25 protein-coding genes and 3 pseudogenes are annotated in these 25,396 nt (G+C 41.5%); 16 read left to right on the plus strand and 12 right to left on the minus strand.

Annotated elements, in window-relative coordinates:
- Positions 1-8: 8 nt before the first annotated feature.
- From MUK70_RS10535 to MUK70_RS10550, 4 genes are all read right to left on the minus strand, one after another.
- A complete protein-coding gene (locus MUK70_RS10535) occupies positions 9-1,193 on the minus strand; it encodes a CehA/McbA family metallohydrolase domain-containing protein (RefSeq protein ID WP_234656218.1) in 1,185 nt (394 codons plus the stop codon).
- 462 nt (positions 1,194-1,655) lie between these two features.
- On the minus strand, positions 1,656-2,093 hold the full coding sequence (locus tag MUK70_RS10540) for a GNAT family N-acetyltransferase (protein ID WP_234656217.1): 438 nt from the start codon (positions 2,091-2,093) through the stop codon (positions 1,656-1,658).
- Between the two features lie 20 nt (positions 2,094-2,113).
- The gene (locus tag MUK70_RS10545; RefSeq protein ID WP_234656216.1) at positions 2,114-2,542 is read right to left on the minus strand and encodes a VOC family protein; all 429 of its coding nucleotides are present in this window, start codon (positions 2,540-2,542) and stop codon (positions 2,114-2,116) included.
- A 35-nt stretch (positions 2,543-2,577) separates the two neighbouring features.
- Positions 2,578-3,195, minus strand: coding sequence for a recombinase family protein (locus MUK70_RS10550; RefSeq protein WP_234656215.1), 618 nt, complete (start codon positions 3,193-3,195; stop codon positions 2,578-2,580).
- A 291-nt stretch (positions 3,196-3,486) separates the two neighbouring features.
- Here MUK70_RS10550 and MUK70_RS10555 point away from each other — a divergent pair, with 291 nt between their 5' ends.
- Both MUK70_RS10555 and MUK70_RS10560 read left to right on the plus strand, forming a co-directional pair.
- Positions 3,487-3,804: a hypothetical protein gene (locus MUK70_RS10555; protein WP_234656214.1), complete on the plus strand. Its 318-nt coding sequence runs from the start codon at positions 3,487-3,489 to the stop codon at positions 3,802-3,804.
- A gap of 512 nt (positions 3,805-4,316) precedes the next feature.
- Positions 4,317-4,466, plus strand: coding sequence for a DUF3606 domain-containing protein (locus MUK70_RS10560; protein ID WP_234656213.1), 150 nt, complete (start codon positions 4,317-4,319; stop codon positions 4,464-4,466).
- A gap of 45 nt (positions 4,467-4,511) precedes the next feature.
- Here the strand turns inward: MUK70_RS10560 and MUK70_RS31125 are convergent.
- Positions 4,512-4,700, minus strand: a pseudogene (locus MUK70_RS31125) (DUF6876 family protein); the annotation flags it as partial.
- 494 nt (positions 4,701-5,194) lie between these two features.
- On the opposite strand from MUK70_RS31125, the gene MUK70_RS10565 reads away from it, so the two are divergent.
- The 6 genes from MUK70_RS10565 (at position 5,195) to MUK70_RS10590 (ending at position 12,412) form a co-directional block, all read left to right on the plus strand.
- A complete protein-coding gene (locus MUK70_RS10565; protein WP_234656212.1) occupies positions 5,195-6,310 on the plus strand; it encodes an alpha/beta hydrolase-fold protein in 1,116 nt (371 codons plus the stop codon).
- A 714-nt stretch (positions 6,311-7,024) separates the two neighbouring features.
- Complete coding sequence (locus MUK70_RS10570) at positions 7,025-8,038, plus strand: ISKra4 family transposase (protein ID WP_256464076.1); 1,014 nt, start codon at positions 7,025-7,027, stop codon at positions 8,036-8,038.
- Between the two features lie 344 nt (positions 8,039-8,382).
- A complete protein-coding gene (locus MUK70_RS10575) occupies positions 8,383-9,513 on the plus strand; it encodes a DUF6973 domain-containing protein (protein ID WP_234656210.1) in 1,131 nt (376 codons plus the stop codon).
- Complete coding sequence (locus MUK70_RS10580) at positions 9,510-9,926, plus strand: hypothetical protein (RefSeq protein WP_234656209.1); 417 nt, start codon at positions 9,510-9,512, stop codon at positions 9,924-9,926. Before MUK70_RS10575 ends, MUK70_RS10580 begins: the two co-directional genes overlap by 4 nt.
- Before the next feature lie 650 nt (positions 9,927-10,576).
- Positions 10,577-11,941 carry a C10 family peptidase gene (locus tag MUK70_RS10585; protein ID WP_234656208.1) on the plus strand — a complete coding sequence of 455 codons (1,365 nt, stop codon included), beginning with the start codon at positions 10,577-10,579 and terminating at the stop codon, positions 11,939-11,941.
- A 6-nt stretch (positions 11,942-11,947) separates the two neighbouring features.
- Entirely contained in the window at positions 11,948-12,412 is a 465-nt protein-coding gene (locus tag MUK70_RS10590) for a hypothetical protein (protein ID WP_244784788.1), read from the plus strand.
- A gap of 88 nt (positions 12,413-12,500) precedes the next feature.
- Here the strand turns inward: MUK70_RS10590 and MUK70_RS10595 are convergent.
- From MUK70_RS10595 to MUK70_RS30825, 4 genes and pseudogenes are all read right to left on the minus strand, one after another.
- Positions 12,501-13,695, minus strand: a pseudogene (locus tag MUK70_RS10595) (IS256 family transposase).
- Between the two features lie 681 nt (positions 13,696-14,376).
- Entirely contained in the window at positions 14,377-15,108 is a 732-nt protein-coding gene (gene istB / locus MUK70_RS10600) for an IS21-like element helper ATPase IstB (RefSeq protein ID WP_234658510.1), read from the minus strand.
- 27 nt (positions 15,109-15,135) lie between these two features.
- Complete coding sequence (gene istA / locus MUK70_RS10605; protein WP_244784790.1) at positions 15,136-16,701, minus strand: IS21 family transposase; 1,566 nt, start codon at positions 16,699-16,701, stop codon at positions 15,136-15,138.
- A 173-nt stretch (positions 16,702-16,874) separates the two neighbouring features.
- Complete coding sequence (locus tag MUK70_RS30825) at positions 16,875-17,003, minus strand: hypothetical protein (protein ID WP_255716813.1); 129 nt, start codon at positions 17,001-17,003, stop codon at positions 16,875-16,877.
- Between the two features lie 53 nt (positions 17,004-17,056).
- Here MUK70_RS30825 and MUK70_RS10610 point away from each other — a divergent pair, with 53 nt between their 5' ends.
- Both MUK70_RS10610 and MUK70_RS30830 read left to right on the plus strand, forming a co-directional pair.
- Complete coding sequence (locus tag MUK70_RS10610; RefSeq protein ID WP_234658512.1) at positions 17,057-17,722, plus strand: hypothetical protein; 666 nt, start codon at positions 17,057-17,059, stop codon at positions 17,720-17,722.
- 122 nt (positions 17,723-17,844) lie between these two features.
- Positions 17,845-17,976 carry a hypothetical protein gene (locus MUK70_RS30830; RefSeq protein ID WP_255716814.1) on the plus strand — a complete coding sequence of 44 codons (132 nt, stop codon included), beginning with the start codon at positions 17,845-17,847 and terminating at the stop codon, positions 17,974-17,976.
- 109 nt (positions 17,977-18,085) lie between these two features.
- Here the strand turns inward: MUK70_RS30830 and MUK70_RS31130 are convergent.
- Positions 18,086-18,241 (minus strand): annotated as a pseudogene (locus tag MUK70_RS31130) (DUF4113 domain-containing protein); the annotation flags it as partial.
- A 33-nt stretch (positions 18,242-18,274) separates the two neighbouring features.
- On the minus strand, positions 18,275-18,532 hold the full coding sequence (locus MUK70_RS31135) for an AraC family ligand binding domain-containing protein (RefSeq protein WP_374759745.1): 258 nt from the start codon (positions 18,530-18,532) through the stop codon (positions 18,275-18,277).
- A 196-nt stretch (positions 18,533-18,728) separates the two neighbouring features.
- Between MUK70_RS31135 and MUK70_RS10615 the strand changes: the two genes are divergently transcribed.
- The 3 genes from MUK70_RS10615 to MUK70_RS10625 all read left to right on the plus strand — a co-directional run bounded on the left by MUK70_RS10615 (position 18,729) and on the right by MUK70_RS10625 (position 19,964).
- A complete protein-coding gene (locus tag MUK70_RS10615; protein WP_234658513.1) occupies positions 18,729-18,908 on the plus strand; it encodes a hypothetical protein in 180 nt (59 codons plus the stop codon).
- 449 nt (positions 18,909-19,357) lie between these two features.
- Positions 19,358-19,645, plus strand: a complete 288-nt coding sequence (locus tag MUK70_RS10620) for a hypothetical protein (protein ID WP_234658514.1) — start codon at positions 19,358-19,360, stop codon at positions 19,643-19,645.
- A 109-nt stretch (positions 19,646-19,754) separates the two neighbouring features.
- Positions 19,755-19,964: a hypothetical protein gene (locus MUK70_RS10625; protein ID WP_234658515.1), complete on the plus strand. Its 210-nt coding sequence runs from the start codon at positions 19,755-19,757 to the stop codon at positions 19,962-19,964.
- Positions 19,965-20,028: 64 nt separating this feature from the next.
- Here the strand turns inward: MUK70_RS10625 and MUK70_RS10630 are convergent, their stop codons facing one another.
- On the minus strand, positions 20,029-21,477 hold the full coding sequence (locus MUK70_RS10630) for a pyridoxal phosphate-dependent decarboxylase family protein (protein ID WP_234658516.1): 1,449 nt from the start codon (positions 21,475-21,477) through the stop codon (positions 20,029-20,031).
- A gap of 73 nt (positions 21,478-21,550) precedes the next feature.
- Here MUK70_RS10630 and MUK70_RS10635 point away from each other — a divergent pair, with 73 nt between their 5' ends.
- The 3 genes from MUK70_RS10635 (at position 21,551) to MUK70_RS10645 (ending at position 24,550) form a co-directional block, all read left to right on the plus strand.
- On the plus strand, positions 21,551-22,441 hold the full coding sequence (locus tag MUK70_RS10635) for a LysR family transcriptional regulator (protein ID WP_234658518.1): 891 nt from the start codon (positions 21,551-21,553) through the stop codon (positions 22,439-22,441).
- Between the two features lie 43 nt (positions 22,442-22,484).
- On the plus strand, positions 22,485-23,096 hold the full coding sequence (locus MUK70_RS10640; protein WP_234658520.1) for a Crp/Fnr family transcriptional regulator: 612 nt from the start codon (positions 22,485-22,487) through the stop codon (positions 23,094-23,096).
- 74 nt (positions 23,097-23,170) lie between these two features.
- The gene (locus tag MUK70_RS10645) at positions 23,171-24,550 is read left to right on the plus strand and encodes an aldehyde dehydrogenase family protein (RefSeq protein ID WP_234658521.1); all 1,380 of its coding nucleotides are present in this window, start codon (positions 23,171-23,173) and stop codon (positions 24,548-24,550) included.
- Positions 24,551-25,396 lie beyond the last annotated feature (846 nt).

Genomic DNA, 25,396 nt, shown 5'->3' on the forward strand with positions numbered 1-25,396 from the left:
CGTTATTTTCACCTCAGCGACAAGCGTTTGCGTCCAAACCGTTGACGCCTTATGCCGGGAAACTGACTGAGTAAAAGCAATACCCAAAGAGAAAGTACACCAACTCCGACCGCACGAAAGAATATAGTTTCTCCCACATTTTCGAATGAAACAGGCGTGCGGTACCCTGTTTTCGGAATGTAAAAAACAGGGTTGAGGTAAACTTTCGTACCATTCTCATATTCAAACGTAGCACGCGAATAATGATCAGATGGAGAAAGCCGGTAAGAGATCTGGTCGGTATGGTCAAGCGAAGCCAGTACTTTCCCATTCTGCCCGGTCAATGTCACATGGTTTGCAGCATTGCTCATCTTTATAAATACCGTATCACCCATCACTTTGACACTTTTTAAGAACGGTAACGAGTCGACAAGCTGTCCTGCGCCGATTACGACACCATAGCTCCGTCCCGTTTTTAATGCAGTCAAAACCTCTTTTGAAGAATTGGCAGCCACATTAATAAACGTACACATGCGCCCCAGGCGGTTTTTCGTCAGCACATTATGGGTGTCATCATTGCCGACTATAAACACCTTTTTCCCAGCTGAAAGTGCTGCATCCCATTGTTCAATGGAAACGACGGATGGACTTAGCACTTCCATACAGTCGTATCCATTCAGCTGCGATAAGTCTTCTTTTGTGTAGGCATTTTTGAGTGCCGGGTGGTTCAGGATGACAAGCTCTGCCGACTCGCTCAGGTGTTTGAGCACATGTTGTTTGTTATGAACCGATTGTGGAAAAAGGTAATCGAGCCAAAGCACCTTATCCGAGCCGAGGACAAGCTGATGTGTTTTGGTTATGTTGTAACCATGCTCGTACGCGGGAATGTAGCCCGGGTCGGAAGAGTGGGTCGTGTCGATATAGTGATAATTTGAAACACAATGCACACCATAATTCAGCGCTTTATATGCTTCGTGAATGTCTTCCGCACTTCCATGACCATTGGTAAATCCCTCCCAGGCACGCGAATGCGCATGAAAATTACATTTCACCCATTGCGCAGCATCGACTGAGTCATAGGGATTGAAAATGGATAAACCTTCAAATGGAACAGGATCGTCGAACTGAAAACGGGCGCAAAAAAGGTATTGCGAAACGACTAGCCAGAGCACCCAGGTAAGGAATGCGAGCAGAATGATACCGAGTATTTTCATGCCCGCAAAAATGGCTTTCTCGTATTACTTCAACATTAGCCTAATAAGAATATGCGGAGAACAATCTCAAAAAAGCCGATTGATCCGAAAGTTAGGATGAAATTCAGATTGCTTGCGTCCGTGGTGTGCCTAAGATTATCTTTTTGTTAAATGCCCGATTCCTGAAAACGTATATTATGAGAAATATTCAATTTCGCGGGATCAAAATTTACGACCGATAACGGCTGAAAGCATGCATTCGCTAGCGCTTTCCATGCTTTCCTCCCGTTTATTCACCATAATCTATTCTGAACATAAACAAAATTCTACAATGATGCATTGTTGGAAAAACAAGGTGCTTCCACTCGGGGCCAAGTGTTGATCCGACTGTTTATCCTCGTTATATTCCATACCCAGGGTTAGACAGGATGGCCGCAGAAAAGTTAACCCTCCCAGTTAAATGGTGTCTGAAATAGGCAAATTTTACTTTTGATATTTTTCAAAACGTATATCTCCATTTGGTAAGCTTTCAGTGGCAATCCAGCCTAGCTTGGTATAGAAGTCTTCTGCACGACTATTCCTAGCCGTTTCAAGCCATATTTTTGTATAATGATTAAATAGAAATGCTTCTGCCTTTTCCATGAGAATTCTACCTATTCCAATACCTTCATAAGCCGGACTAACAAAGGCAGCAAAAACACATCCCTCGCTAGAGTCTGCCATAGAAAAGCCTGCGGGATGATTATTAACCAGAGCAATCCAAAGACAAGGTTCCTCTAAAATCGCCCTTTCAATTGTTTCATATGTGATTCCTATTTCTGCAAGCTGTTCCAATGACAAGTGATTTTCTTTGACACTTGTTCGAATGTTAAAAATTGAAGGAATGTCTGATGTTTCGGCTAACCTAATATCAATATGCATATAATATGTTTTACTTCTGGTTATAACGTCTCCCCTAATCCCTTCCAAATACCCGGTGTCGCAAGTTCAACTAAATGTTTATTGGTATCGTAGAAATACAGACTATATCCCTGATTGAAGGAAATTTCACTTTCTATATCGATGTTGCGGCTAGTCAGACGTTCTTTCCAGTAACCAATCGAGCCACTATCAATTGAAAATGCTATGTGAACCGGTCCCTTTCCATCGTGTGCCGGTATAAAGCCCCCTGTCGGGAGCTGAACCTCTTTAAGAGAGCCTTCTTCTTGAAACAGTAGTAACACCTGTTTCCCTGCAACACTTAATGCCACTAACCGTTCTGAGCTAAGTAAAACTTCAAATCCAAACAAATCCTTGTAGAATTCGCTGGCACTGTTCAGATCCGGGAAGTATAGTGCCGATTCTAATATTCCATTAATATTTCCTTCCATATGTTGTTAATTAATTAATTGTCAATGCCACCTTTTTAAACAGCCTTTTGGTATTTTTTTATCCCTTTCTTTTTTATCCAGTTGGATAAAGTCGCTTCTGTAATTCGGTAACGGTCTGCTATGTACTTCTGACTAGAACCACTGAGCAGCAATGCTTCGATCTCGGGCTTGTACTGATCAAGCTTGCTTTTACCTGGGCCAGTTGGTCGGCCTAATTTTATGCCTGATAATTTCTTAGCCGCAAGTGACTCTTTCGTCCTCTTACTGATCAGGTCTCTTTCAATTTCTGATGCCATTGCAAAAACCATTGCCATGACTTTACTCTGGATTGAGTCGTCAAGTTGCCAGGCTCCTTTCACAGTATAGATCCGGATACCTTTCTGCATGGCTATCGATATGATCTCCATCACTTCAAGCATGGATCGTCCAAGTCGCGAAAATTCACTCAGTAAAATTACATCCCCTTTTTTAAGCTCATCAATGATTGGACCGATTTTGCTGTTACGCCAGGAAACATTCCCGGAGACCTTCTCCTGAACAAATTCCACTTTGCCCAAATTTTTCTCCTTGGCCAAGTGTAGTATGTCAGTTTTGTTCTTTTCGAGGTCTTGATCCAGGGTCGAGACACGTAAATAGGCGATATTTCGGGGCATTTTTCAGTGATTAGATGAAAACCTGATTACCTGATTTATTTTATAATAATAACAGTGTAATATGAAGACCTTTTTGCTAAATTATCCTTACAATTTATATGAAACTGACCGAGCAACTACACTCTCAGAACGGACATGAGTGTGAACATTTTTCAATTCTAGTTCACATCGCATGTAGACGTCTGATGATAGGTGAGATAATCATGCCAAATTGCTTTGACTATGTTATTGGCAATAAAGTGCTCAGTAGAAAATCTGGCAGTTCCAACTGGATCCTAGACTAACAAAGAAATGACAGCAGAAAGCGAACATACACCACCAGACTTAAACCAAGAAAATACAGTCAAAATATACTCAAAAAGAGCAATTTGGGGTTTCTCAGTGTTTTTCGCACCGGTGTTCGGAGGATTTTTACTACGGCAAAACCTAATGAACAGCAATAGAAATAAAGAAGCCAATCTTATGTTACTGATTTCAATTGTCTTTACAGTGTTTACAGGATTGATTGTGGATTCCATCTTTTTTGTTTTAAAATTAGATATCTCATTTTTGAATCAAGATGTTCATTTGCCGCACATGTTATTGAATGACAAACGATTAGGTATGTAAAAGAGACCAGAAAGGGACTAAAAATCATAATGGTATTCAGTCCCGAAATCGTCCCTTTGCTACTGTTAGACTTTGAAAGATTTGAGATATTGAGCATCAAACAAAACGCCCGTAAATCATTGATCTACGGGCGTTTCGAGGTTTGAAATTTGTTGGAGTGGAGATGCAGGGAGTCGAACTAATCACACATCAGACTTATAATCAATTACTTATTATACTTCATAAAACACTGCTCACCGAATTGCTCACCATGATTTCAGTAGCTGCAATTAGGACAGTAAATTACACATGAGCCGTCATTATGTCAAGAGACAACTACAAAAAATTCTTTCTAGATAAATTATTCTAAAGCCCTCCATTGTTCCTTAGGTTCAACCATTCTGGTTATTACCTGGCCATCATTTTTGTCAGCATGGGTAAAATACAATCCGCCACAGATTTGGCCACAGCTTCTATCCGATAACGGTGTAACAAATAAATCGGTACCAGCACTTCTTCAACCATTAAAGAAGATGGCAGACGACAAAACCAAACAAGGACCGGCCGACAGTAGCCGCATCAATCTAAGCGAAAATTATGAAGTTGCTTACTGGACCAAGGACTTAGGTGTTTCAAAAGAAAAATTGAGCGAAGCGGTCAAAGAAGCGGGAATATTTAGGTAAAAAGTAATTTGAAAGCTGCCCTGGAAATGAGGCAGCTTTACCTGGTTAATATTCACCAGGTAGTAAAATCACATTATCAGTAAAATAGATGATGATCTCTTCTAGCGGGAAATCGGTGTAGCTGATTTGTTTTGTAAATAATACCGGATTGCCGTCATCGCAAGTAAGTGTGGCAGAAGATTGCTGCAGGTCGACACTAAGTTTCCAAACCTGAAATCCTTCATTTTTAACGCGCGGGTGGTACTGCTGATAGGGGTCTTGGCAAAGCTCGTACTATAAAAACATGTGCGTCACTGCTCCGACATACGTAAGCATGAGTTGTGCAACGACCGCGTCCGTTTTTAGGTACCGATAAGCAGATGTGAGTGTTGCACAGCTGCCGCTCAGACTTCTTACGCTGGTCCCGGTTCTTGCCATTTGAACGAAAAACTAAATTCTGCACCAAAATGACAAGTAAATCAGTCCAATTGCTTTAAGAGGTAACCTTTGGTCTTTTGAAGGGCATTTTCAGCGAGCTACCGGGGGTGACAACTACTGTATCTTCTAGTTCCGAAGGCAATCGCCGCCATCAGCATCGTCTTATGGGTAATCTGCGTTGACGATTAATGACGTTCATATAAAGTAGGTTTTCCATCTGACCACTTTTAACCGGTAGCCAGTTCCCATTTATTTTCCACGTAGAATAACATAAGCATTACATTCTAAACGGGTATTTTAACTAAAAGCACATGAACAAACAATGTTTTACCTTTATTCTGGCAGCTTCGTTAACTGTAGGAGCTGCTTGGGCACAGGTGGAAAAGTCAGCTGTCAAGGACGACTTTAAGCCCTCAGAACTTAATCAGCCCGGCCAGGAATACCCTCAGGTGAATTCTCAGGGATATGTCCGTTTCCGGATCAAGGCACCGCAGGCAGATAGTGTAAGGGTAAGCCTTGGACTGGGCGGAAGGGGCGGAACCAAACTCACTAAAGATCCGGAAGGTTTTTTTGCCGGAACTACCGAAGGACCCATGGACGAGGGCTTTCACTATTACCACCTTAATGTGGATGGGGGAACCTTTAATGATCCGGGTACATTGAACTATTACGGCTCGATTCGCTGGGAAAGCGGTATTGAAATTCCGGCTCACGATCAGGACTTTTATCAGCTGAAGAGTGTACCACACGGCCATGTGCAACAGATATTATTCCCATCTAAAAGCACAGGTACTTCCCGTCGCGCATTTGTTTATACCCCTGCCGGATATGAAAAGGGAAACAAACGCTATCCGGTGCTGTACCTGCAGCACGGATGGGGAGAAGACGAAACCGCCTGGAGCAACCAGGGGCGCGCGAACCTGATTATGGACAACCTGATTGCAGACGGTAAAATTGAGCCGTTCATAATTGTCATGACCTATGGAATGACCAATGAGGTCAAAATGGGAAAGATAAGGGAATTTAAGATTGAACCTTTCCAGACCGTATTGGTTGACGAGCTGATTCCGTATGTAGACGCTACTTTCAAAACATTAGCCAGTCGCGACAAACGCGCCATGGCAGGCCTTTCCATGGGAGGAATGGAAACCCGCACGATTACCCTCAACAAGCCAGACGTTTTCGGCTACTATGCGCTACTCAGCGGAGGTGTGTATTCACTTGAAGATCTAAAAGACAAAACCAAGCCTAAGCTTGTTTTCCTCAGTGCAGGTAGTAAAGAGAAACCCGACGGCGTGAGGAATGCGGCTACTGCGCTTAAAACGGCCGGATATAATTCGGTTTCATATGTTTCCGAGGGCACAGCGCATGAATTTCTTACCTGGCGCCGCAGCCTGTATCAGATGGCACCGCTTTTATTTAAATAAAATTAACCTTTGTGAATCAGGTGGTTATCGGACTAAATATGGCTAATCACCTGAGAAACAACTTCACCCGCTTTTCTATTCCCCACCAATACAATAGTTCTAATCCATATTCAATATTTCAAAGTATATCGTTCCTAAAACCAGCTTGATTTCCACAGATCGCAATTTTCCATCTTTATCAAAATCGTTGATTTTGTAGCTACCAGGAAAAACCGCTGAGTAAAAGTATTTCCATCAATATTGGTATTGGTATACAGGGAATCACGAGTTTTATGCACATCACGGGGGAAGGTCAATAAAAAGGGTTGGGTAATCGTTTATGATAGGCTACATTTGACTATGCGGCCACCCATCGTCAAAACGTTTCAACTCGCAATACTGGATGTAGGGATCTTTGATGCCGGTTTTAAGTGTAGAAATTTTATGCTATGTTGAGGGAACATTCAATAACATCCAATTTCATGCTGTAATCAATTCGGTCAGCAATCCATCGTTGAAAAGCAACTGGGAGCCTTTATCAAAAGTAAGGGACTACAAAAGCTTCGTAAAAAAGGAAACTATACCTTTAAGCTTAAGACACTTTTCGGTGATATCACTTTTGAAAGCCCTAGATATTATGGCGAAGATAATAAAACGTTCAGCCCTTTGAATGAACTGTTTCCAAGCCATACTACTCCTGAGCTCTTGTTTCTTGAAACGAAATAGGCGTGTTTAATCCCTTTTGAAAAGACGGCAAATTTGTTGAAAGAAGTCCTGCCAGTTGCAGAAACAATTAACGCGACAACGATACAGAACCATCTATATGAGTTGGCATCAGCCCAGGAACAAGAGGTTGGAGAAGAACAGTGGATGTACGATTGTGGCAGCATAAACCAACCGCAGGCATTACCAAGGCCGGAAAGAACCATGGTTGTGGGTATTGATGGCGGGTATGTCAGGGCCTGGAAAGATAAAAAGAGCATATTCGAAGTAATAGCTGGCAAGTCGATTCCGGCTGAAAAACCAGCCAAATGCTTTGCATTCGTCGGATCATATGATTTAAAATCCAAACGCCGGTTTTATAACCATCTTGTATCACAAAGAATGCAGCCCCACCAGCAGCTTGAATTTTTTTCAGATGGTGCTGATAACTTACGGAATCTACAAACCTACCTCAATGCGGAATCCACACACATTCTGGATTGGTTTCATATCACCATGAAACTGACAGTTCTACACCAGTGTGCGCTTGGGTTAATAAAAGTAGATGAAAAAAGAGGGAAGGCTTTTCAACATTTATTGACCCGCATAAAATGGAATTTATGGCATGGTAATGCTGTAAGAGCTATCGAGCATTGCTACGATCTTGACTTCTATCTTACTGATCATTTGGAAGACGAAGGCCAAAAGAAAAAATATGACAAGATTAAACCCTTTCAGACATACGTTACCGATTTCGACAAATACATCATCAACAATCAGAATTTTATTGTCAATTACGCCCAGCGCTATAATTACGGCGAAGTTATTTCAACCAGTTTTGTGGAATCCACAGTCAATTATGTAATTGCTAAACGTTTTTCTAAAAAACAGTCCATGCAGTGGACTAAAAAAGGAGCACACTTACTGCTTCAAGTCCGGACAAAAGTATTGAACAACGAATGGGAAGATATTTTTCGAAAGATATATCCGGATTTTAGGTCGATCAAATCAGTGAAGGATCCTGATGTTATCCAGGAAGCTGCATGAGTCTCCCACGCTTTTTGATGCACTCCATTATTACTATGAATTTACAATCAAAGGTAAAGTCATTACGGATGTTTATATTTTATGTTAACATATTTTATGATAAATGTCACCTCTATTATATTATCATTAACTGAGTCTATCGGTAGAATGCAGTTTGCAAATCAACAATAATTTTGTTGTCTCACTTTAACAACAATTTTATGAAGACTCGTTTATCAATTTCATTACTGGCATTAAGTGCCCTTATTTTTGGCGGCTCAATTTTTCTAGCTTGTCAAACCCAAATTATCAAGGATGCACCTGCTCCTTTATCCGTTAAAAGGAGTCCATCGAGCATTGCTTAAATGAAAAAGTGGTTTGAAGATAGCATTCAGTTCAATACTAATCTAAGAACCGCTCAATTCCAGCGCAAAAAGGAAATACTTTGGGATTTTGTAGGCGGGCTAGATTCGAGCGGTGCAAAAGTAAATGTTTTAGTGCCTATTATTTACCGGGATCAGCTAGTTACATCGATAGAAGTTGGTGGGAAACATGAGAGCGTTGATCTCACTACATATTCCAGATCATATTTATTGCTAACGGAAGATAAAGCCAAGAAAAACGCTAGAATTATAAATTATATTGCCGACAAAGATTACTTTTTAAATAATGACCAAACAAACATTGTCGGCCCTACTTTTTCCGGCCGGATTTATGTGAAGGACTGGGATGAAACATTTTTGTATGGAAGGATCTTAAAAAATGGAAATGTAGTCTCGCACTTATCTCCTGGGAATGGACAAATCAATAATGGCAGGACAAGCAGCGGGTGCTGGGAGATAAGTTCGGCTGTTTATAGTCAAGGATGTGTACCGGCTATCAATTATTGTTCAGAGTTAACCTTCTTGTATTGGCGTAGCGAAATTATTTGCGACCGATTCGACGGAAACCCTGATGCAGTAGATTGGTCGCAAATGCCAAACGCTTTACCTGGCGGATGCTGTGGTTCTGATCCAGCCATTGTCTATGCATACGTGTTAAATGACGATTTAGTGAGAGAGTGGCTGAAAGGCGCAAACGACTATGAGAAAGCCTATTATACCAGACATCCTTGGTTAATTTATGCAGCGATGAGAGCCCAAAAAACAGCAGAAAGCAAAACGCTTTCTCTTTATGGTAATGAATATGATAACACAATTGCCAACGCATTTAAACATGCGTTTTGGGTTGGCTTAATGGTGTTGACATGGGATGATGGGATAGCCAGATTCTTAGCGGAACTTCATGAAGCAGATATTACTGATCCACAAAATCTTGCAAAAAAAATGGATTTACAGAACAATGAATTAGGTAACAAAATCGGTCTTTTCATAAAATCAAAGTATTCTGACCCAAAAGATCAGGAAACCGAACTCAGAATCTTGATCAAAGATGAAATTGATATGGGTCGAGGCGTATATATTAAAGATGGAGTTTTAACCCCAACAAATCGATGAGTAGATCGCGTATAATAATAATTTCAGGCATTGCAATTATTGTAATCGTCATTATACTAGGTGCCATTTTAATGGGAAACCGAAATGTTTCTAAATTAAATGTACAGCACTTTGGTGATGAGACAACCTTAACAGCTATTCCCTGGAAGGATGGTAACAACTCAGTGGTTATAAATGTAGACGGTTTTACTACTTACGATTATGCCTTGAAAATTGGCATTTACTATCGGTATCCCGGATCCAAGTCCGATTCTCTACTACAAAATGAAGTCATCCATATCCCTGGTGGAAAGGTCGAAGCTGAATTTAGACGAGATTATTACGGCTCAAAAGGAGTTGGCAAGGTTACAGCAACTATTATTGGTGCTCGCCATGCCACCGGAGAAGTAGATATCAGCATGTCAATTCAATAGGTACACATAGAATACTTCAACTGGCTTTGTTTATGTCTGTTGAAGTTTCTCTATTGAAGTCTATTGGCTTTTCATCGGTTTTGGGAATGGACTTCAGATGCTGAATTAGATCTGACAACAGGTTATCCAAACAGCAATGCATCATTCGAAAAGCTTTTCTGAGTAATGGGTTGTAATGATCTTTACTCGGAAAGGCCTTTACTAAAATTGCTTCCCGTGGTTCGGCACGGATTATTGGCCGTCTATTTAATATAAGATAACTTATACAACAAATTGTGATTAGCAACCACCGGTCACAAGAAGAAAGGTTAGATTTTTTTAATTTTCAAAAAGATGCTCGATATCTTTTGGATAGTTCAAACTAAAGGCAATCGTGTCACTAAATAAAATAGGGCTATTGTAATAAAAAATATAATTTACACCATAATTCTAATTATTGTCTATTTTTCGTACAATTGCCTAGATTTTCGAGAATAGATATTCCCAACTGTTTAAGCTAAAGTTAAACAGACAAAAAGGATCATAAAATTTATTGTAATTACCACTCTATCAATTATGGGGGGGGGTAAATAAAAGGTCAATCATGGTGGGAATGCTATTCATGCCCCCAAGATATATTAAGAATATACATCCACCTCAAATCATATTTTATGAAAACAGAATCTAACGCTCGAAAACAGATTATCAAATCGGCTATTTATTTCTTCGCTTTATCCGTTTTTTTATTTCAATGTAAAAACGACACCCAGGAACTAAAACCTACCAAAGATTTGAATGATGGTACAGAATTACAGAACTATAATGTCACCCTGACTGACGCCGTTACAATTGCTTCCAATACTATGTCTATTACGGAATCCGCTCGAACAAGTAAACAAGCACGATATAGCAGTACAAGTGATGAGAATCCTTTTACTAGCTCAAAAAAGGAAGTTTTATCAAAAGAGACTGTAAAAGATGGAGAGGATGACATGTATCACATAATCAATTATAAAGATAATCAAGGTTTTGTGATCATCTCCGCCGATAAGCGTTGTATACCAATATTGGCATATTCTGATAATAATCCCTTTAGGAATGATGGATTAGCAGGGATAAGTGAATGGTTTGAAGTTGCCAAATACCACATAAAAAAGGCGAAACAAAAAGATCGGCCCGAGCCAGGGATAAGCCAGTTATGGAAAGTTTTAGAAGGCAGTGTAAAAAAGGATGGTGGCCGGGTAATGGACTGGACAGGATGCGACTATTTTTACAATTATCATGAAACTGGCAGATACGTTGATAATGTTGCTAGATGGAATCAAAGTGGGTCAACGAAGTATTATTCTACCTCCGACAATGGTTGCACCTGTCAGAGACGAGCAGCAGGATGTGGTGCGGTAGCTATGGGAATGGTAATGCGCTATCATCAGTACCCTTCGAACGTTACATTATGCTATAACTCCAGTTGTTTCGTGCCTGACTATCCTTCTATGCCGAGAGAAACCGACACAGATTGCGGTTTCCCTTCAACTACTGGTAGAAACCAACGCGCTTTACTTACGCGTATAGCCGGCGCTGCTGCAAGTTCAAATTACGGTGTTTTAGGAAATTGTAACACATGGACAATTCCAGGAAATATAAACAATGCATTACAAAGTGGGTTCTTTTTTGCAAATGGTGGTACATGGGGAAGCTTGAGTAGCAAGTATGCACAGGTAAAAAGTGACTTAAATAATTATTTCCCTGTCATTTTTACGGGAACCTTAAATGGTGTAAACGCAAATGATGCACATATATGGGTTGGAGATGGTTATTCAACACTATCTACTCAATATAAAACATATGTTGGGTGTGATGAAAATGGAGATAATTGTATTGAAGATTGTAGAAATTATGACGCGGAATACATTGGCATGAATTGGGGGTGGGGAGGAACAAGCAATGGATACTTTTTCACAACTTATAGCTTTTCTACGGACAATGGCACTTATGACACCTATTTAAGAGCATTAACAGGAATAAGACCAAACTAAGGCATTATGAAAAGCATTTTATATTTAGTCATCGTAGGCTTAGTTACTAGCCAATTAGCTGCTTGCAAGGATCCATATTACGGGAATACCGCTGAAATGATTAATATTTCCCACGGTTTTTGGATATTAGAAAAGACAGAGGGAAAAACTACAACCATTCTTGCCAAAGATATGAAGCAAGAACAAATTATTGAGATTGGCCAAGAAAACAGAAGAGATTACTTTACCGAATTCATAGATAAAAAGTCATTAGACGTTATATATATGAATAGTGCAACGAATGTCGAAGGTAAAAAAGGTCGGATATACATGGAATATACTGCTGGAAATCGCGTTCTCAAATTGGAATTATTGGATAGTGCTCTGGATGGCAGATTTAGGTTAGTAAGTAGTGGATTTATTGATAATTCTACAAAAGTAGATACTGTCAGGTACCACTATTCTTATCTAGGTGCTAGTAAAAATAGGTAAAGTAGACATATTTCAAGTCAGTGATTTTACAAAAAAAAGGGACTATCGCATTAACTGTGTAAAGTTTTCAATCGGGGTTGGGCGAAGCTTATAGCCTGACCCTATTTTCAAAAATAGTCAAAAACTGATTCAGGATCATGCCCCAATTCCGGATGGGCATAGTCCATTTCTTCGAAGCCTCTCTAAGGGCTAAATATACGGATTTCATCACTGCTTCATCAGTAGGAAACGACAGCTTGTTTTTTGTGTACTTCCTAATTTTCCCATTTAGGTTCTCTATGAGATTTGTGGTGTAAATGATCTGGCGGATCTCTAATGGAAAATCAAAGAAGACAGTCAGCTCATCCCAGTGCTCGCGCCAGCTTTTGATGGCGTAGGAATATTTGCTGTTCCATTTCAGTTCAAGGTTATCCAGGGCAGCTAAGGCCGCCTGCCGGGTGGGGGCACCGTAAATGTCTTTCAAATCACGGCTAAACTCCTTTTTATCTTTCCAAACCACATACCGACAACTGTTCCGGATTTGATGGACTACGCAAATCTGAGTAGCAGAGTCAGGAAAAACAGACCGGATTGTTTGGGTAAAACCATTAAGATTGTCTGTTGCCGTGATCAGGATGTCCTGTAACCCGCGGGCTTTCATATCTGTCAAAACACTCATCCAGTAGGCTGCAGACTCATTTTTACCAAGCCACATGCCTAAGATTTCCTTGTAACCATCGCGTTTAAGCCCAACAGCGATGTAAACTGTCTTGTTGACTACCTTGCTGTTTTCACGTACTTTGAAGACAATACCGTCCATCCAGACAATCAAATAAACGGGTTCCAAAGGCCGGTTTTGCCAACTGACAATATCTTCTGCTATCCGGGAAGTGATACGGCTGATGGTAGATGTCGATACTTCAAAATTGTAAACATCCCTGATCTGATCTTCGATATCGGCAACACTCATTCCCTTGGCATATAGCGATACAATCACCTCTTCGACCCCATCTACCATATTTTCCCGCTTGGGAACAATCATCGGATTGAAACTCGCGTCCCGGCGCGGGGCTACGTATTTCCGACTCGCCATAGCTGGTCTTGACCCTCTTTTTTCCATAGCCGTTACGGGAATTGCTGTTGGGCGACTGCTCGTGCTTATCATATCCCAAATGCCCATCCAGCTCTCCTTCAAGCATTTTCTCAATGCCCCGCTTCTGTAACTGGCCAAGAAAGTCATTGAGCGTCTCGCGGCTCTTGAACTGCTTTAAAAACTCATCAGTCAACAAATCTTCTAGTCTCATAAACTGTGTTTTGTTAAAAGTAAAAAATCGGAGTTACAAACCCCGATTTAAACTTTACACAGATTTTGAGATAGTGTCAAAAAATTACTGACTTGAAATATAAAATAGCCTTACATACCGAATCTCAAACCTCTCTTTTTATCCCGTTCCCTAACCAGCTCTTTGTTTTCCCCTTTGTTCTGAGGTTTCTCGCCCATTTGTAAGAAAAACCTCTGGATTTAGCTGCTATCAGAGGAAATCGGTTGACTTCCCAAAAAAGTTACATGTAGTATTCCCGACAACCTAAACTCATCATGTTATTATCATTATGTTAAAACGCTGCCGCATATTGGGGGGCCGCCAACATTCGTACGGAAATTCCCATAGACAAGCGAACTTAAACAAACTAAATATTTAGTTACTTAGCGTATGTTTCCGCACATTTGTAAGAAAAACCTCATACACGGATCTCACATGATTTGGATAAATGCGATGGAATTGGCCTTGTACCGGCAGCGCTACGCAGACAGGGGCCTGATATTGAGAAGGATAGAAGAGTGAACCTTAGAATATGATGGAACATAAAAATGTCAAAAGTCTATCTTTGCGATAGACCTTTGACATTGTGGAAATTCCGGCGAAACAGAGCCAGCATTCCGCAGACCTTGAGCCAGCGGTAGCTTGGTATTGAAGAGTTTAAAATTAGCTAGTTTTTGTCTTTCTCATGGAGCTTCCCTGCAGATTTATTCTGTGGGCATTTGCTGTCAGTCTGTCACATATCGCATCAGCCAGGCTCGGGTCATTGATGTACTCGTGCCAGTTTCCCACGGGCATCTGCGCGGTAATGATCGTTGATCCGGAGGCGTACCGGTCCTCCAACATTTGAAGTAAGGCCATTTTAGTATCGTGGCTGAGCGGCTGTAAGCCGAAGTCATCCAAGATCAGCAGGGGTGCTTTCGCAATCTGATTGAGCCATTTTATGTAAGTTCCATCGAGCCTGGCCAACGCTAATTGTTCAATAAAACGGTTCATTGGATAGTAAAGCACTTTATAACCTTTAATGCAGGCTTGCCGCCCGAAGGCGCAAGCCAGATAAGATTTTCCGCAGCCCGTTGCACCTGTGATCAACACGTTCTCGCCCTTTTGAATAAAAGAACAGTCACTTAACCGGATGAGCTGTTCGGAAGTGATGCCCCTTTCAGGTTTACAGCTTACCTGCTCGACGTATGCAGTGTACCGCAACTTAGCCAGTTTTAAATAAAGCTGTGTCCTGTGAAGGATCCGCTGTTCGTGTTCTGCCTGTACCAGCATGGCTACCATGGCATGGGCTTCGGGCTGTTGGTGTACCGGCTGCTCGGCTATGACCGCATAACGGGAGGCCATGCCTTGCAATTTCAGTTGGGTCAATTGCTGACAAGTTTGATCGGTATTCATTTTTGCTTGGTTTAATTGATACAATCTTTACTCGTATGCGGCTGCGCCGCGAATGTTATCATGATCAGGCGTTTGGAATAGTGTGGTCTGGGCTATATCAGGGGCCTTGTCCAGGTTATTGGCAAGAATATTCGATAGCGTTTTGTAGCTGTAAGAACCGGCATGGGTCGCTCGATGGCAAGCAGCTTCCAGGCGCTCTTTGCCGTAAATGGAGCCCAAGCGCAGTATCCCACGACAGGAATTGAACGTTTGCTCGGTGAACTGCCGCCCCTTCAAAACCCCTTCAATATATGAGCGGGTTGCCGGGCCAACTTGAAGGGCCTGTCTGAGGAAGTAGTCGCTATCCCAACCCTTTTGCTGCTGGTAGGCGTGGTGGTTCTCAGGCATGTGTTCCTTGAGGGTCGTGTAGCCGTGCTCATTGAAAAAGCGCTTGTGGACTGTAATCCGGTGGTGGTTCAGGTAAATCTCTACTGTCTGTTGATCATAAATGATGGTTACCTGTTTGCCGATATGATGGAAGGGGACGCTGTAATGGTGCCAGTCCTCACCTAAGGTGACGTGATAGTTCTTCTGCACCTTGGCCGAAGTGCTGTGCTTGATCATAAAAGGCTGGTCGGGCAGTGTTTGCAGCAGGTGCTGCTCCTGCTGGGAAAACTGCCAGAGGCGACTGTAACTTTTGCCCTGGAAGTTCTTATTGTTGTGCACTTCCAGTTGCCTGCGGATGCCTTCGTTCAATTCCTGGATACTGAAAAACACCTGGTCGCGTAAAGGCGCATAGATGCGCTGGTAGGAGATCTTGACATGGCCTTCGACCGGTGCCTTATCCTTGGGTTTACCAGGCCTGGTAGCGACCAGGGCAATATTATTATGCAGTGCCCATTGCTGGATCAGCTCAGTGAACGTAGGTTCGTAGCGGTTGCTTTTTTGCACGACTTGCCGCATATTATCGGTTTTTAAAGACAGCGGTGCGCCTTTGAAGTAGCGCAGGCAGTTGTTGAGCGCTGCAATCAGGGCAGGCAACCTTCCATTAGGTAGCGCTTCCACGTAGGTGTAGTTACTGAACGAAAGAACGCATATCAGGACCGGGCAATTAATCTGTTCGCCGGTAGGCCGGTCAACATAATACATCGATGTCCCGGCAAAATCGATCATCATCAATTCGCCGGCATTATAGCGGGCATGAAAGCTCGGTTGTAATACCTTACCCAACTCGTGAAGATGGTGACAAAACTGCGAGTACCGGTAACCGTCAGGATGTTGGTTGATATATTCCTCCCAGAGTAGTTGGCGTGTCATACCAGTCCGCTCCAGCTCTGAAAGGAAATAAGGTACGCGCTGGCGAAAATCCTGCTTACGCTCATCTTCGTCCTGGGTTGAAGGTAAGTCTGCATAAACAATCTCTGACAGCAACTCATCATCCAGTCCCTGCAATTGCTTGTAAGAATAAACCCTTTGTTGCAGTCGCTCCCTGTAAAATTTAACTGTATTGCGGGAAATGTGGAGTTGCCGGGAAATGTTTCGTTCCGAAGTGTTACGGTCAAGCAACTGTATAATCAAGCGTAGTGTTTGCATCGAAGTAACTTTGTTAGCCATCCCTTGTGCGTTTTTTTTGCAAAAGATGGATGTTGAAGTTCTTCAATACCAAGTATGAGGTGGCTCTCTTTGTCCGGAATGCCATCGCACAACGGCCCGGGTGGCTCAATTACGCCGGAATGTCAGTAACATACTGGCTCTGATTCCCCGGAATTACCATCGAATAGCACTCTTCAAGTGGCTCTGTTTGCCCGGAATGCTGGCTCAAGTTCAACGGAATTAGTGGCCCTCTTTGGTCCGGAATATCCAGCCTGGTCATCCTCGTCGTCTTCTATAATGATGATTTCCCCGTTTTTATTCATGGATATCAAATGTTGATTATTCAATCAACATTTGATAAAAAATCACGCCAGCTTTGTCCCAACTGCTATATAGTTGCCACTGGAAAGGTCTAAACGAGCTGATTCGCGGGTCCCAAGGAAGAAATGTAGGTAACGAGCACTTTTCCAACCTGGAATCACTACTCATTGAGAGGAATTTCAACTCAACAAAATTTGCGAGATACCTCACCGATCGTTTTAAAAGTCAGATCGAGGAACTTGCGTCTGATGACATTAGGATCAAGAAGTTAGCCTACATTCAAAAGTTATTTAATCAAATACCGGTAATTAAGGACTTGACCTACGACAGGCAATATGATGACCTATCCCTGACAATCAACAAATGGTTTATCTGCGAAATTGAATTTAAATCGCACAGTAATACTGAGAACATTATTGAGTCACCGGCCATGGAAATCAAGTCATCTAGCTATGTAAGAAAGACTGCGGATAAAGTACTTTGCAAATTAACCGTCGATCAATTGGCTCTTTTTTTCAAAGCGGCTGACATGTCGAATATTATAACAGCGCGCTCATTACCAGCAGTTTTTCAATCAGTGGCTCCTTATCTTTCCACTCCACATCGCGCAGAAATCTCTCACAGTAGTCTAAGGGTGAAAAGCTATTCGGTTGAGGAACGAGATAAATCCTTGCTGATTGAAATGATGATCAGATTGACTGAGCAAATCAAGGATTTATGACGGAGGCAGTCAATGCTTATGGCTGATCGCACAATAAAGTAATCCCATTGAACAATTTCAAATCGATGGCATAGCTTTTTAGTCTCAGTTAATTATCTATATTTAGTAAACACTATATCGAAATGGGAATAAAGACAGGACCTAAAAAAGTTGCCAAGTCAACGGAAGAGCCAGACAAGCGTCAACGGGATAATAAAGAATCTCCAGGTAATACGCCTTCCTTGAAATCGCACAAGCACAAAAAAGGCGATTAGCTTTTTTCGCGAGCTTGAAGAATATCGTATGCAGCTATCGTTAGGCTAGGAGAATTCCTAGCCTTTTTTGTTCGTCCTGGCACCAGTTCTAGAAGCGAGTCAGTTTGTGTCAGCCTTTATTTAGCGTGAATTGTAATATCTCCTGCATACTGATGCTGTATCGCGGAGACAATTTTTCCTGCTTCATCTTCCATCGCGTAGTCAAGCCCTCGCTCGCTAGCAGTACTTTATTTCGGCCCATGGACTTGTTTAGTTTATCGACAACTGCATCAAGTGGCCGTGGCGAGGATCTGTGTTTTCAAAAATCTGCATGGGCAGGGCTTAGAAAGTACATTTGATCTTTGGTAATAGAATACTTGTGAAGATCGATAAAGTGCTTACCCGAACCCTTCAAGACAATAATCAGCATGTAAAAAGAATGTGAATGTGGCTGCTCAACACCTTTTACTCTTTTTGATAGTTCTTCTAGCCTAATAACACAAAACGGCTCGTTTTCCCGACTTGACCGGTACATATTCAGGCAAAATATGGGCAGTTTATTTTTTAGGGTTTCCATGTCTTATCTAAGTGCTTTTTGTCGGATTGAGAGTAGGAAGAAATACTGCCGGAACATCTAAAATAATCAGTGACTTTTATCACACTAAGTGATATTTTCAAAATCTGCACACTATTCTGCATTGATCCAAAGGACTACCGGACCATGAAAGCAAATAGAGGAAAAGCTTGTGCGACTAGAGGCCAATTCAACTGAGATGACAACTAGCGTCGGCAGTCCTGTGAACCTTGAAAAGTTGCTGGATAGGGCAGTAAATGCGCTTTCGAGCATTGATGGTGTATACACAAGATCAGATACAAATCAGAAGCGTGAGATCATTGGTTCGATTTACTCCGAAAAACTGGTGTTTTCAGAAAGTGGATATCGAACCACATAAATCAACGAAGCGGCGGCTCTTATTTTTGATAAATAGTGAGTTAGGGCAAGAAAAAAGCGGAACCGGTAGAATTGGTGTTGCGTCAATGAAAAAGAAAAGGCTTTTTTTGACAATGCAGAGAAGGAAAATGCGGTCGTTGTGCCTTTTGATTATGAAGGAGGTTTAGCAATGAATGTAGGAACCGTTGACGATGCCAAAAGTGGAAGATAAAAAATAAGAAAGTCAACAGATAAAATTCTTGTATTCAAGCAGGGAGATAAATTTCAAACTCAAACTGTAAGGTCATATTCTTCAAGAAGTTACGTAAGTGGATATAGCCGCGAGATCAGGATTTTTGATATGAACGAGAATCTTATTGTTGGTTACGGATATCAAGAAGGAAGGCCAATAAAAGTTTATACCCTGCCGATAAAGCAGCTCGTACAAATCTCGTTTGCGTAACACAGTGTATGGTACTTTGGACTTGCTATCCTATGAAATTAGGGCAACCAGATTCACCGCCCTGGATGGCTTATGGTGACGAATACTGTCATTTCCCGCAAGTCGAGACATGCGAAACTGTTTGTGATTATGGCCACAGATGGGATGGAGGATCGACTGAATCCGTAGGCTCAGCAGGAAATCCTGCATTTTACACGTCAACAGTTCCTGCTATACCTGTGATTTCAGATCAAGCTGCCAAAGATATCGCGAATGAAATGATGCGTTTTCAAGAGACCACCTTTGTTCGTTATTAGACCAATGTGAAAAAGATGTCGTTTACAACTATGCTTTGGCTGGTTGACAAGCGCATTCATTCGTAAGATTCTTTATCCAAGTCGTTACAAGCTCCGATGTTCCACCAGCATGTCAACCAAAATTTGGCTACGGTTGGTATTTAGGCAAACGGGGGAGTTTGGGATGTTGCATACCATAAAGGAGATCTTCCCGGCTACCAGCCTTTTAAGCCGTAAGACAGCGGGTAATCAAATGATGTTACTTTTTTCTAATGCTGGAGGCCTTGACTTAGCCGATCTGGAAAATGATATTGCAACGATTTTAAAGGCCATAGAGTAATCGGAATCAAGCAGCGTATTGATGACTTACGATAGCGAGAAGGTTGGTGCTATAAATCAAAATACTATCTTTTGACTAGTTCTCTCCCCCTCCTAATAATGATTTTAGTTAACATTTTCAAATCGTCAAGCGTTGTACGTGTATTCATCAAAGAAATTCTTAGGTAATAGTCGCCATTAGATGTGGTTCCAACAATATAAAATGTCCCCTCTTTTATAACTGCCAACTGAATCTGTTTGTTAACCTCATTGAGGTCCGCATTGATTTCAACGTATCTAAAGCAAACTATATTTGATTGGGGCTGACACAGAAGCTCAAGATGACCAATTTGAGATATGTGCTTCGCATAACTTTTTGCCAGATCATACTGGAGTTCAATTTGCCGCTGGAATATCTCTTGTCCGTAAACCCGCAATAATGTATAGACATGAATAACAGTCATGGGTTTTGTACATTCGAAAGTTCTTTTCCCAGAATTGTACCACTCTTCGCGCTGTTGATCTTGCCATAGGTACTTTGCATTTTGGGAGAATGTTAAACTGGAATGCCATCCCTGTGCAAAGATTACAGCAGTCGATAATGATGGGACAGACATCATTTTATGAAAATCCATAATGATTGAATCAGCATCTTCAATTCCTTCCAGCAAATATTTATATCTATCTGAAAAGATAACGGGTCCGCCGTGCGCAGCATCTACATGAAACCATATATCATGTCGTTTGGCAAATAAAGCAATTGAAGTCAGGTCATCGAAAGCCCCGGTAGATGTCGAACACGAACAACCTACAATGCAAAAAACAGTTTTACCTTCGTTACAAGCATCTGCATAATAACCTTCAAGAAGCTCAGTACGCATTTGAAAAGTACTATTAACCGGTACTTTTATGAGGTTCTGAACTGGTATCCCCATTATCGCGAATGCCCGCTCTATACTGTAGTGTGCCTCATCGGACACAAGTATGGCAAGCTTATCTAATGGGGTATTGGGGCTCTTATTCAAGTAGAGCGCTTTTGCTGTCAGCAGTGCAGTCAAGTTTCCTAAACTCCCTCCTGACGTTACAAAACCTGTGGCACTTAATGGCAAATTAAACAAGTTGACCAATTTCTCAATAATAATCTTCTCCATGGCATTACCAGTCATTCCCACTTCATAAACCCCCATACCGTTGTTTAGATGTGCCATTAGCATCGATGTAATCACACTAAGCGGATGTGGTGCAGAAATTTGGTGGCCAACGTTCCCTCTTCTATTCATATTTATGGAATGACTTAGAATTTCCTTAAACAGGGTTACTGGATCGCTGACCTGTTCAGAAGAAAAATCGTCAGACCAATGAGACAACATCTGCTCAGGTTCCTTCCACTCAATAGCTTTTTGTTCACTTAGAGGCGAATTTGCGATTTGAAGCTCGCGAGCAAGCAAATCAATCAGTTCATACCCAATTGTACGAAAATACTCCGGAGAGTTTACTGCTGAAAACCAATTGGTAGTATCTGTTTCTTTATCCATGAAACAAAATAATCCAATCATTCTCATGAAAAAAAATACTAAATTTGAATATATTTATTCAAAAATTGAATAAATGGACATTGATACCCTTGTACTCCGAAACTTTTTGATCCTCTGTAAAACGCTTAATTTTTCGAGAGCTTCCGAGCAGACACACGTTGCTCAGCCTGCTCTAAGTAGGCAGATCAAACAATTGGAAGATTTTATTGGTGTATCGCTTTTTCTAAGAACCAAGCGCAAGGTAATATTAACAGCCGCTGGAAGATATTTTCAAAATGAAGCCGAGCAACTTCTTAACCAATTCGATCACGTGGTTAAGCATACAAAAAAACTTTATGTGGGTCAGGCCGGTGAAATTAGAATTGGTTATACGCATTCTGCTTTACAATATTTCCTGCCAGATCTTATTTTATCTATAAATAAATTGTATCCTGAAATTCGTTTCGTCTGGTTAGAATTCAATAACACAAGACAGTATGAAGCGCTAAAAAGTAGAGAAATTGATATTGGTTTTGCATCTAACCCCGAGATCGACGAAGCATTTAGACATATGTTGATAGCCAGAACAAATTTTGCCCTGGCTATGCCGAAGGACTATCCTATCGAAGCGAATAATTTTAAAGGATTATTGGCCCTGAGAAATGAACGCTTTATTTTGCCACCCAAAGCTGAAGGACCCAAATTTGTCGAAACGATCAATTCAATCTTTACACATGAGGGATTTACCCCTTTGGCTATACATGAGACACCCTTTGCAAGTACTGCAATCCGACTGGTTGAATCCGGGTTCGGCCTGACAATTGAGCCTGTAAGCAGTTTAAAGGGATATAAGGGAATAAAATATATTGAGCTTAAAGATATCCCGCAAAAGGTAGAGAATGTCATGTTATGGCTACCAAACACAGAGGCAGCTTTTCCAGAAATCATTGATTACATAAAGCATTATAAAATTAATCCCTTATAGACTAATTCCAGTATTACCTCCTAAAAGACAAGTAAATCACGATATGGAAAACCCCTTTTGTAAATCTTTCTTTGACCTAATGGGAGAAGATGTTGAACTTGATGAACAATCAAAGAACCTGATAGACTCCCATTGCAGAGAAGTAACCATTAAAAAGGGTGCAGTTGTTTTGAATGCTGGGGATGTTTGCCAACAGGTGTTTTTTGTGCTCACAGGAGAGGCAATTTCCTTTTTTCTAGACACAGATGGGAAAACAACTACCTGGTTCTTTCATTTTAATAATGCACACAGTACAGTGAAAAACTTGTTTGCGGTTGATTATAAAAGTTTTGTATCCGGCCAGGCAGCGACCCTGACTGTGGAAGCACTGACAGACGTGCGGGCGATTCATTTTTCCAGGGCCGAAGTGGATTTTCTTTTAGATAACTGTGCAGTATTTGAGCGTTGGATGAGAAAATTGAGTGAGCGGGCATTTATCCACACTTATGACCGTATTGCAACATTTTTGACCATGTCCGCTAAACATCGTTATCTGAAGCTCTTGGAGGAAGAGCCGCATCTTTTGAATATGTTTTCCAATTATTACATAGCAACCTATTTGGGCATTGTCCCTCAGTCATTGAGCAGGATAAGACAGCTATCGAAATCTGCATAATTTCGTTTATTAACAAATGTGAATGCAACAAGAGATGTGATTGGGCAATTTTGTGATCAACAAATCTCATATCTATGTATTCCATAAAAGAAATTTTTAACCGTCAGAAGGCCTACTTTCTGACCGAGGTCTCTAAAACTTACGAATGGAGGATAACCCAACTTGAAAACATGGAACGTATGCTTTCAGAAAATCAAGCTGCTTTCCTGGAGGCCCTTAAGACAGACTTCAAAACATGTTTCTCTGAACAGCTCTTCGAGGTTAACGCCCCTCTTGGCATTATTCAGTTTGTTAAATCACAACTGGTCCAATGGATGCAGCCCGTTGAAGTGCCCATTCCGAAATTCTTGGCCACTTCCGGCCACAAGGGAATAATATACCGGGAACCTTACGGATCAACATTGGTTATAGGGCCCTATAATGGCCCTTTGATACTGCTGATAAATCCGGCAATTGCCGCACTCTCAGCAGGCAATACTGTTGTGATGAAGGCTAATGAACAAACTCCCGCAACAAGCGGACTACTCGAAAGTCTGATTCCGCAGTACTTTGAACCTGAGGTATTGGCTTTGGTAAATGGCGGAAAAGAAGTGTCCGAAGAACTACTTTCCCTCCCGTTTGACTTTATAATTTTTACAGGCAGCAGCAAGACCGGTAAAATCGTAGCTAAAGCAGCGGCAGAGCACCTAACGCCAACGATACTTGAGCTAGGCGGCCAAAATCCTGTTATTATCGACCAGACTGCTAATGTTGCAGATGCTGCGCGTAAGCTGGTCTGGGCGGCAACTGGCTGGGGTGGCCAGTGGTGTACATCACCGGGATATGTTTATATCCATGAGTCCGTGGCCGACAGCTTTATCGAAGAGTCAAAGAAAGCACTTACGGAAATGTATGGCGATGAAATTGCAGCAAATCCTGATTTTTCAAAAATGATCAGCATATCATCTGTTCAGAGGCTGGTTTCACTAATAGATGCAGAAAAAGTAGTAGCTGGAGGTTCCCATGATGAGCTAAACCGTTTCATGGAACCAACCATAATTTATCCGGTGAAGTGGAACGATCCGATCATGGATGAAGAAATCTTTGGCCCGATACTCCCGGTTTTGACCTATTCCGAACTTAGCGATGCTGTTGGAAATATCAAACAAAAAGCGAAGCCTCTATCGGCTTACATATTTAGCCAGGATCAGGATACTATAAATCTGTTGGCTGAAACATTGTCTTTTGGCGGCGGCGCAGTCAATCAGAGCAATATACACGTGTTCATTGTTACCTTGCCATTTGGTGGTGTCGGCGCCTCAGGAATGGGTACCTACTATGGAAAGCCTGGTTTTGATGCATTGACGCATGCTAAGTCAATACTACACGCGCCAACCGTCAATAGCGTAGACTTCCTTATACCACCGTATACTATTGAAAAATTACAAGCCCTGAATCTATGGTTTGACTATTAATCAGGCTACCCAAAAGCGATATCTAAGGTGATCGCTGCTCAAAATCCTGGCTAAATGGCTGAATAATCTAAATTGCGAAGCAAACGGGTTGTTCAGCCATTTGCTTTATGAAATACTGGTAGTACTTCCCACCCGCTAACATTGCTGGTTTGTCCAGTCATGAAGGGTTTTCTCACAATTGCTGCACCTGTTTCTGATCAAGCAGGCCTTTGATCATATCCTTTGCCACCGCCCCTACTCCACTAAAATGGGTTAAATTAAAAGATTGAACCGAAAGTAACGCGGGTTTGGTGTGGCAAAGTTGGCAGGGTGTAAATCGGTTGTATTCCTTCGTTCATTTACTGATTACTTTGCCGCCGCCAACTATTTTAACCCTATCAAGAAGACCACGCAATTCTGATACTGTCATAGGTTCTTCACCAGGCATCACATTCTGAATTTTCTTAATCAGGTACGTTTTAATTTTCTCGCTATACTCATCACCATAAATAGCATCGCGGACACGCACAAGCGCTTAGAACATTTCTGCGCTTTAGGATCTGCTTTCAACTTCTGCAAATCCGCAGTCGTCCAATCCTTAGGGGAAACGGCAACTTTCACCATGAGCTCTTCCAGTCTTTTATGCTGCTTTTCTTCCTCTATTAAGCGAGTATTAATATCAGTACGATCACTTGCATTTGTCGATTTACCCAAGGCTTAGCCGAGAGTCAGGTATCGTTCCCGCGATCTTTTAAATGCGAGAATACGATCACCGTTAGTAGTCATAAAAGTAGCAACGGTTTGGATATCTTGACTCAGGGAAGACTGAGTATTTTGCGGAGAGGTGTTATCTATCCACGCCATCTG

Origin of the sequence: Dyadobacter chenwenxiniae (genome assembly GCF_022869785.1) — a bacterium.
Lineage (GTDB): Bacteria > Bacteroidota > Bacteroidia > Cytophagales > Spirosomataceae > Dyadobacter > Dyadobacter chenwenxiniae.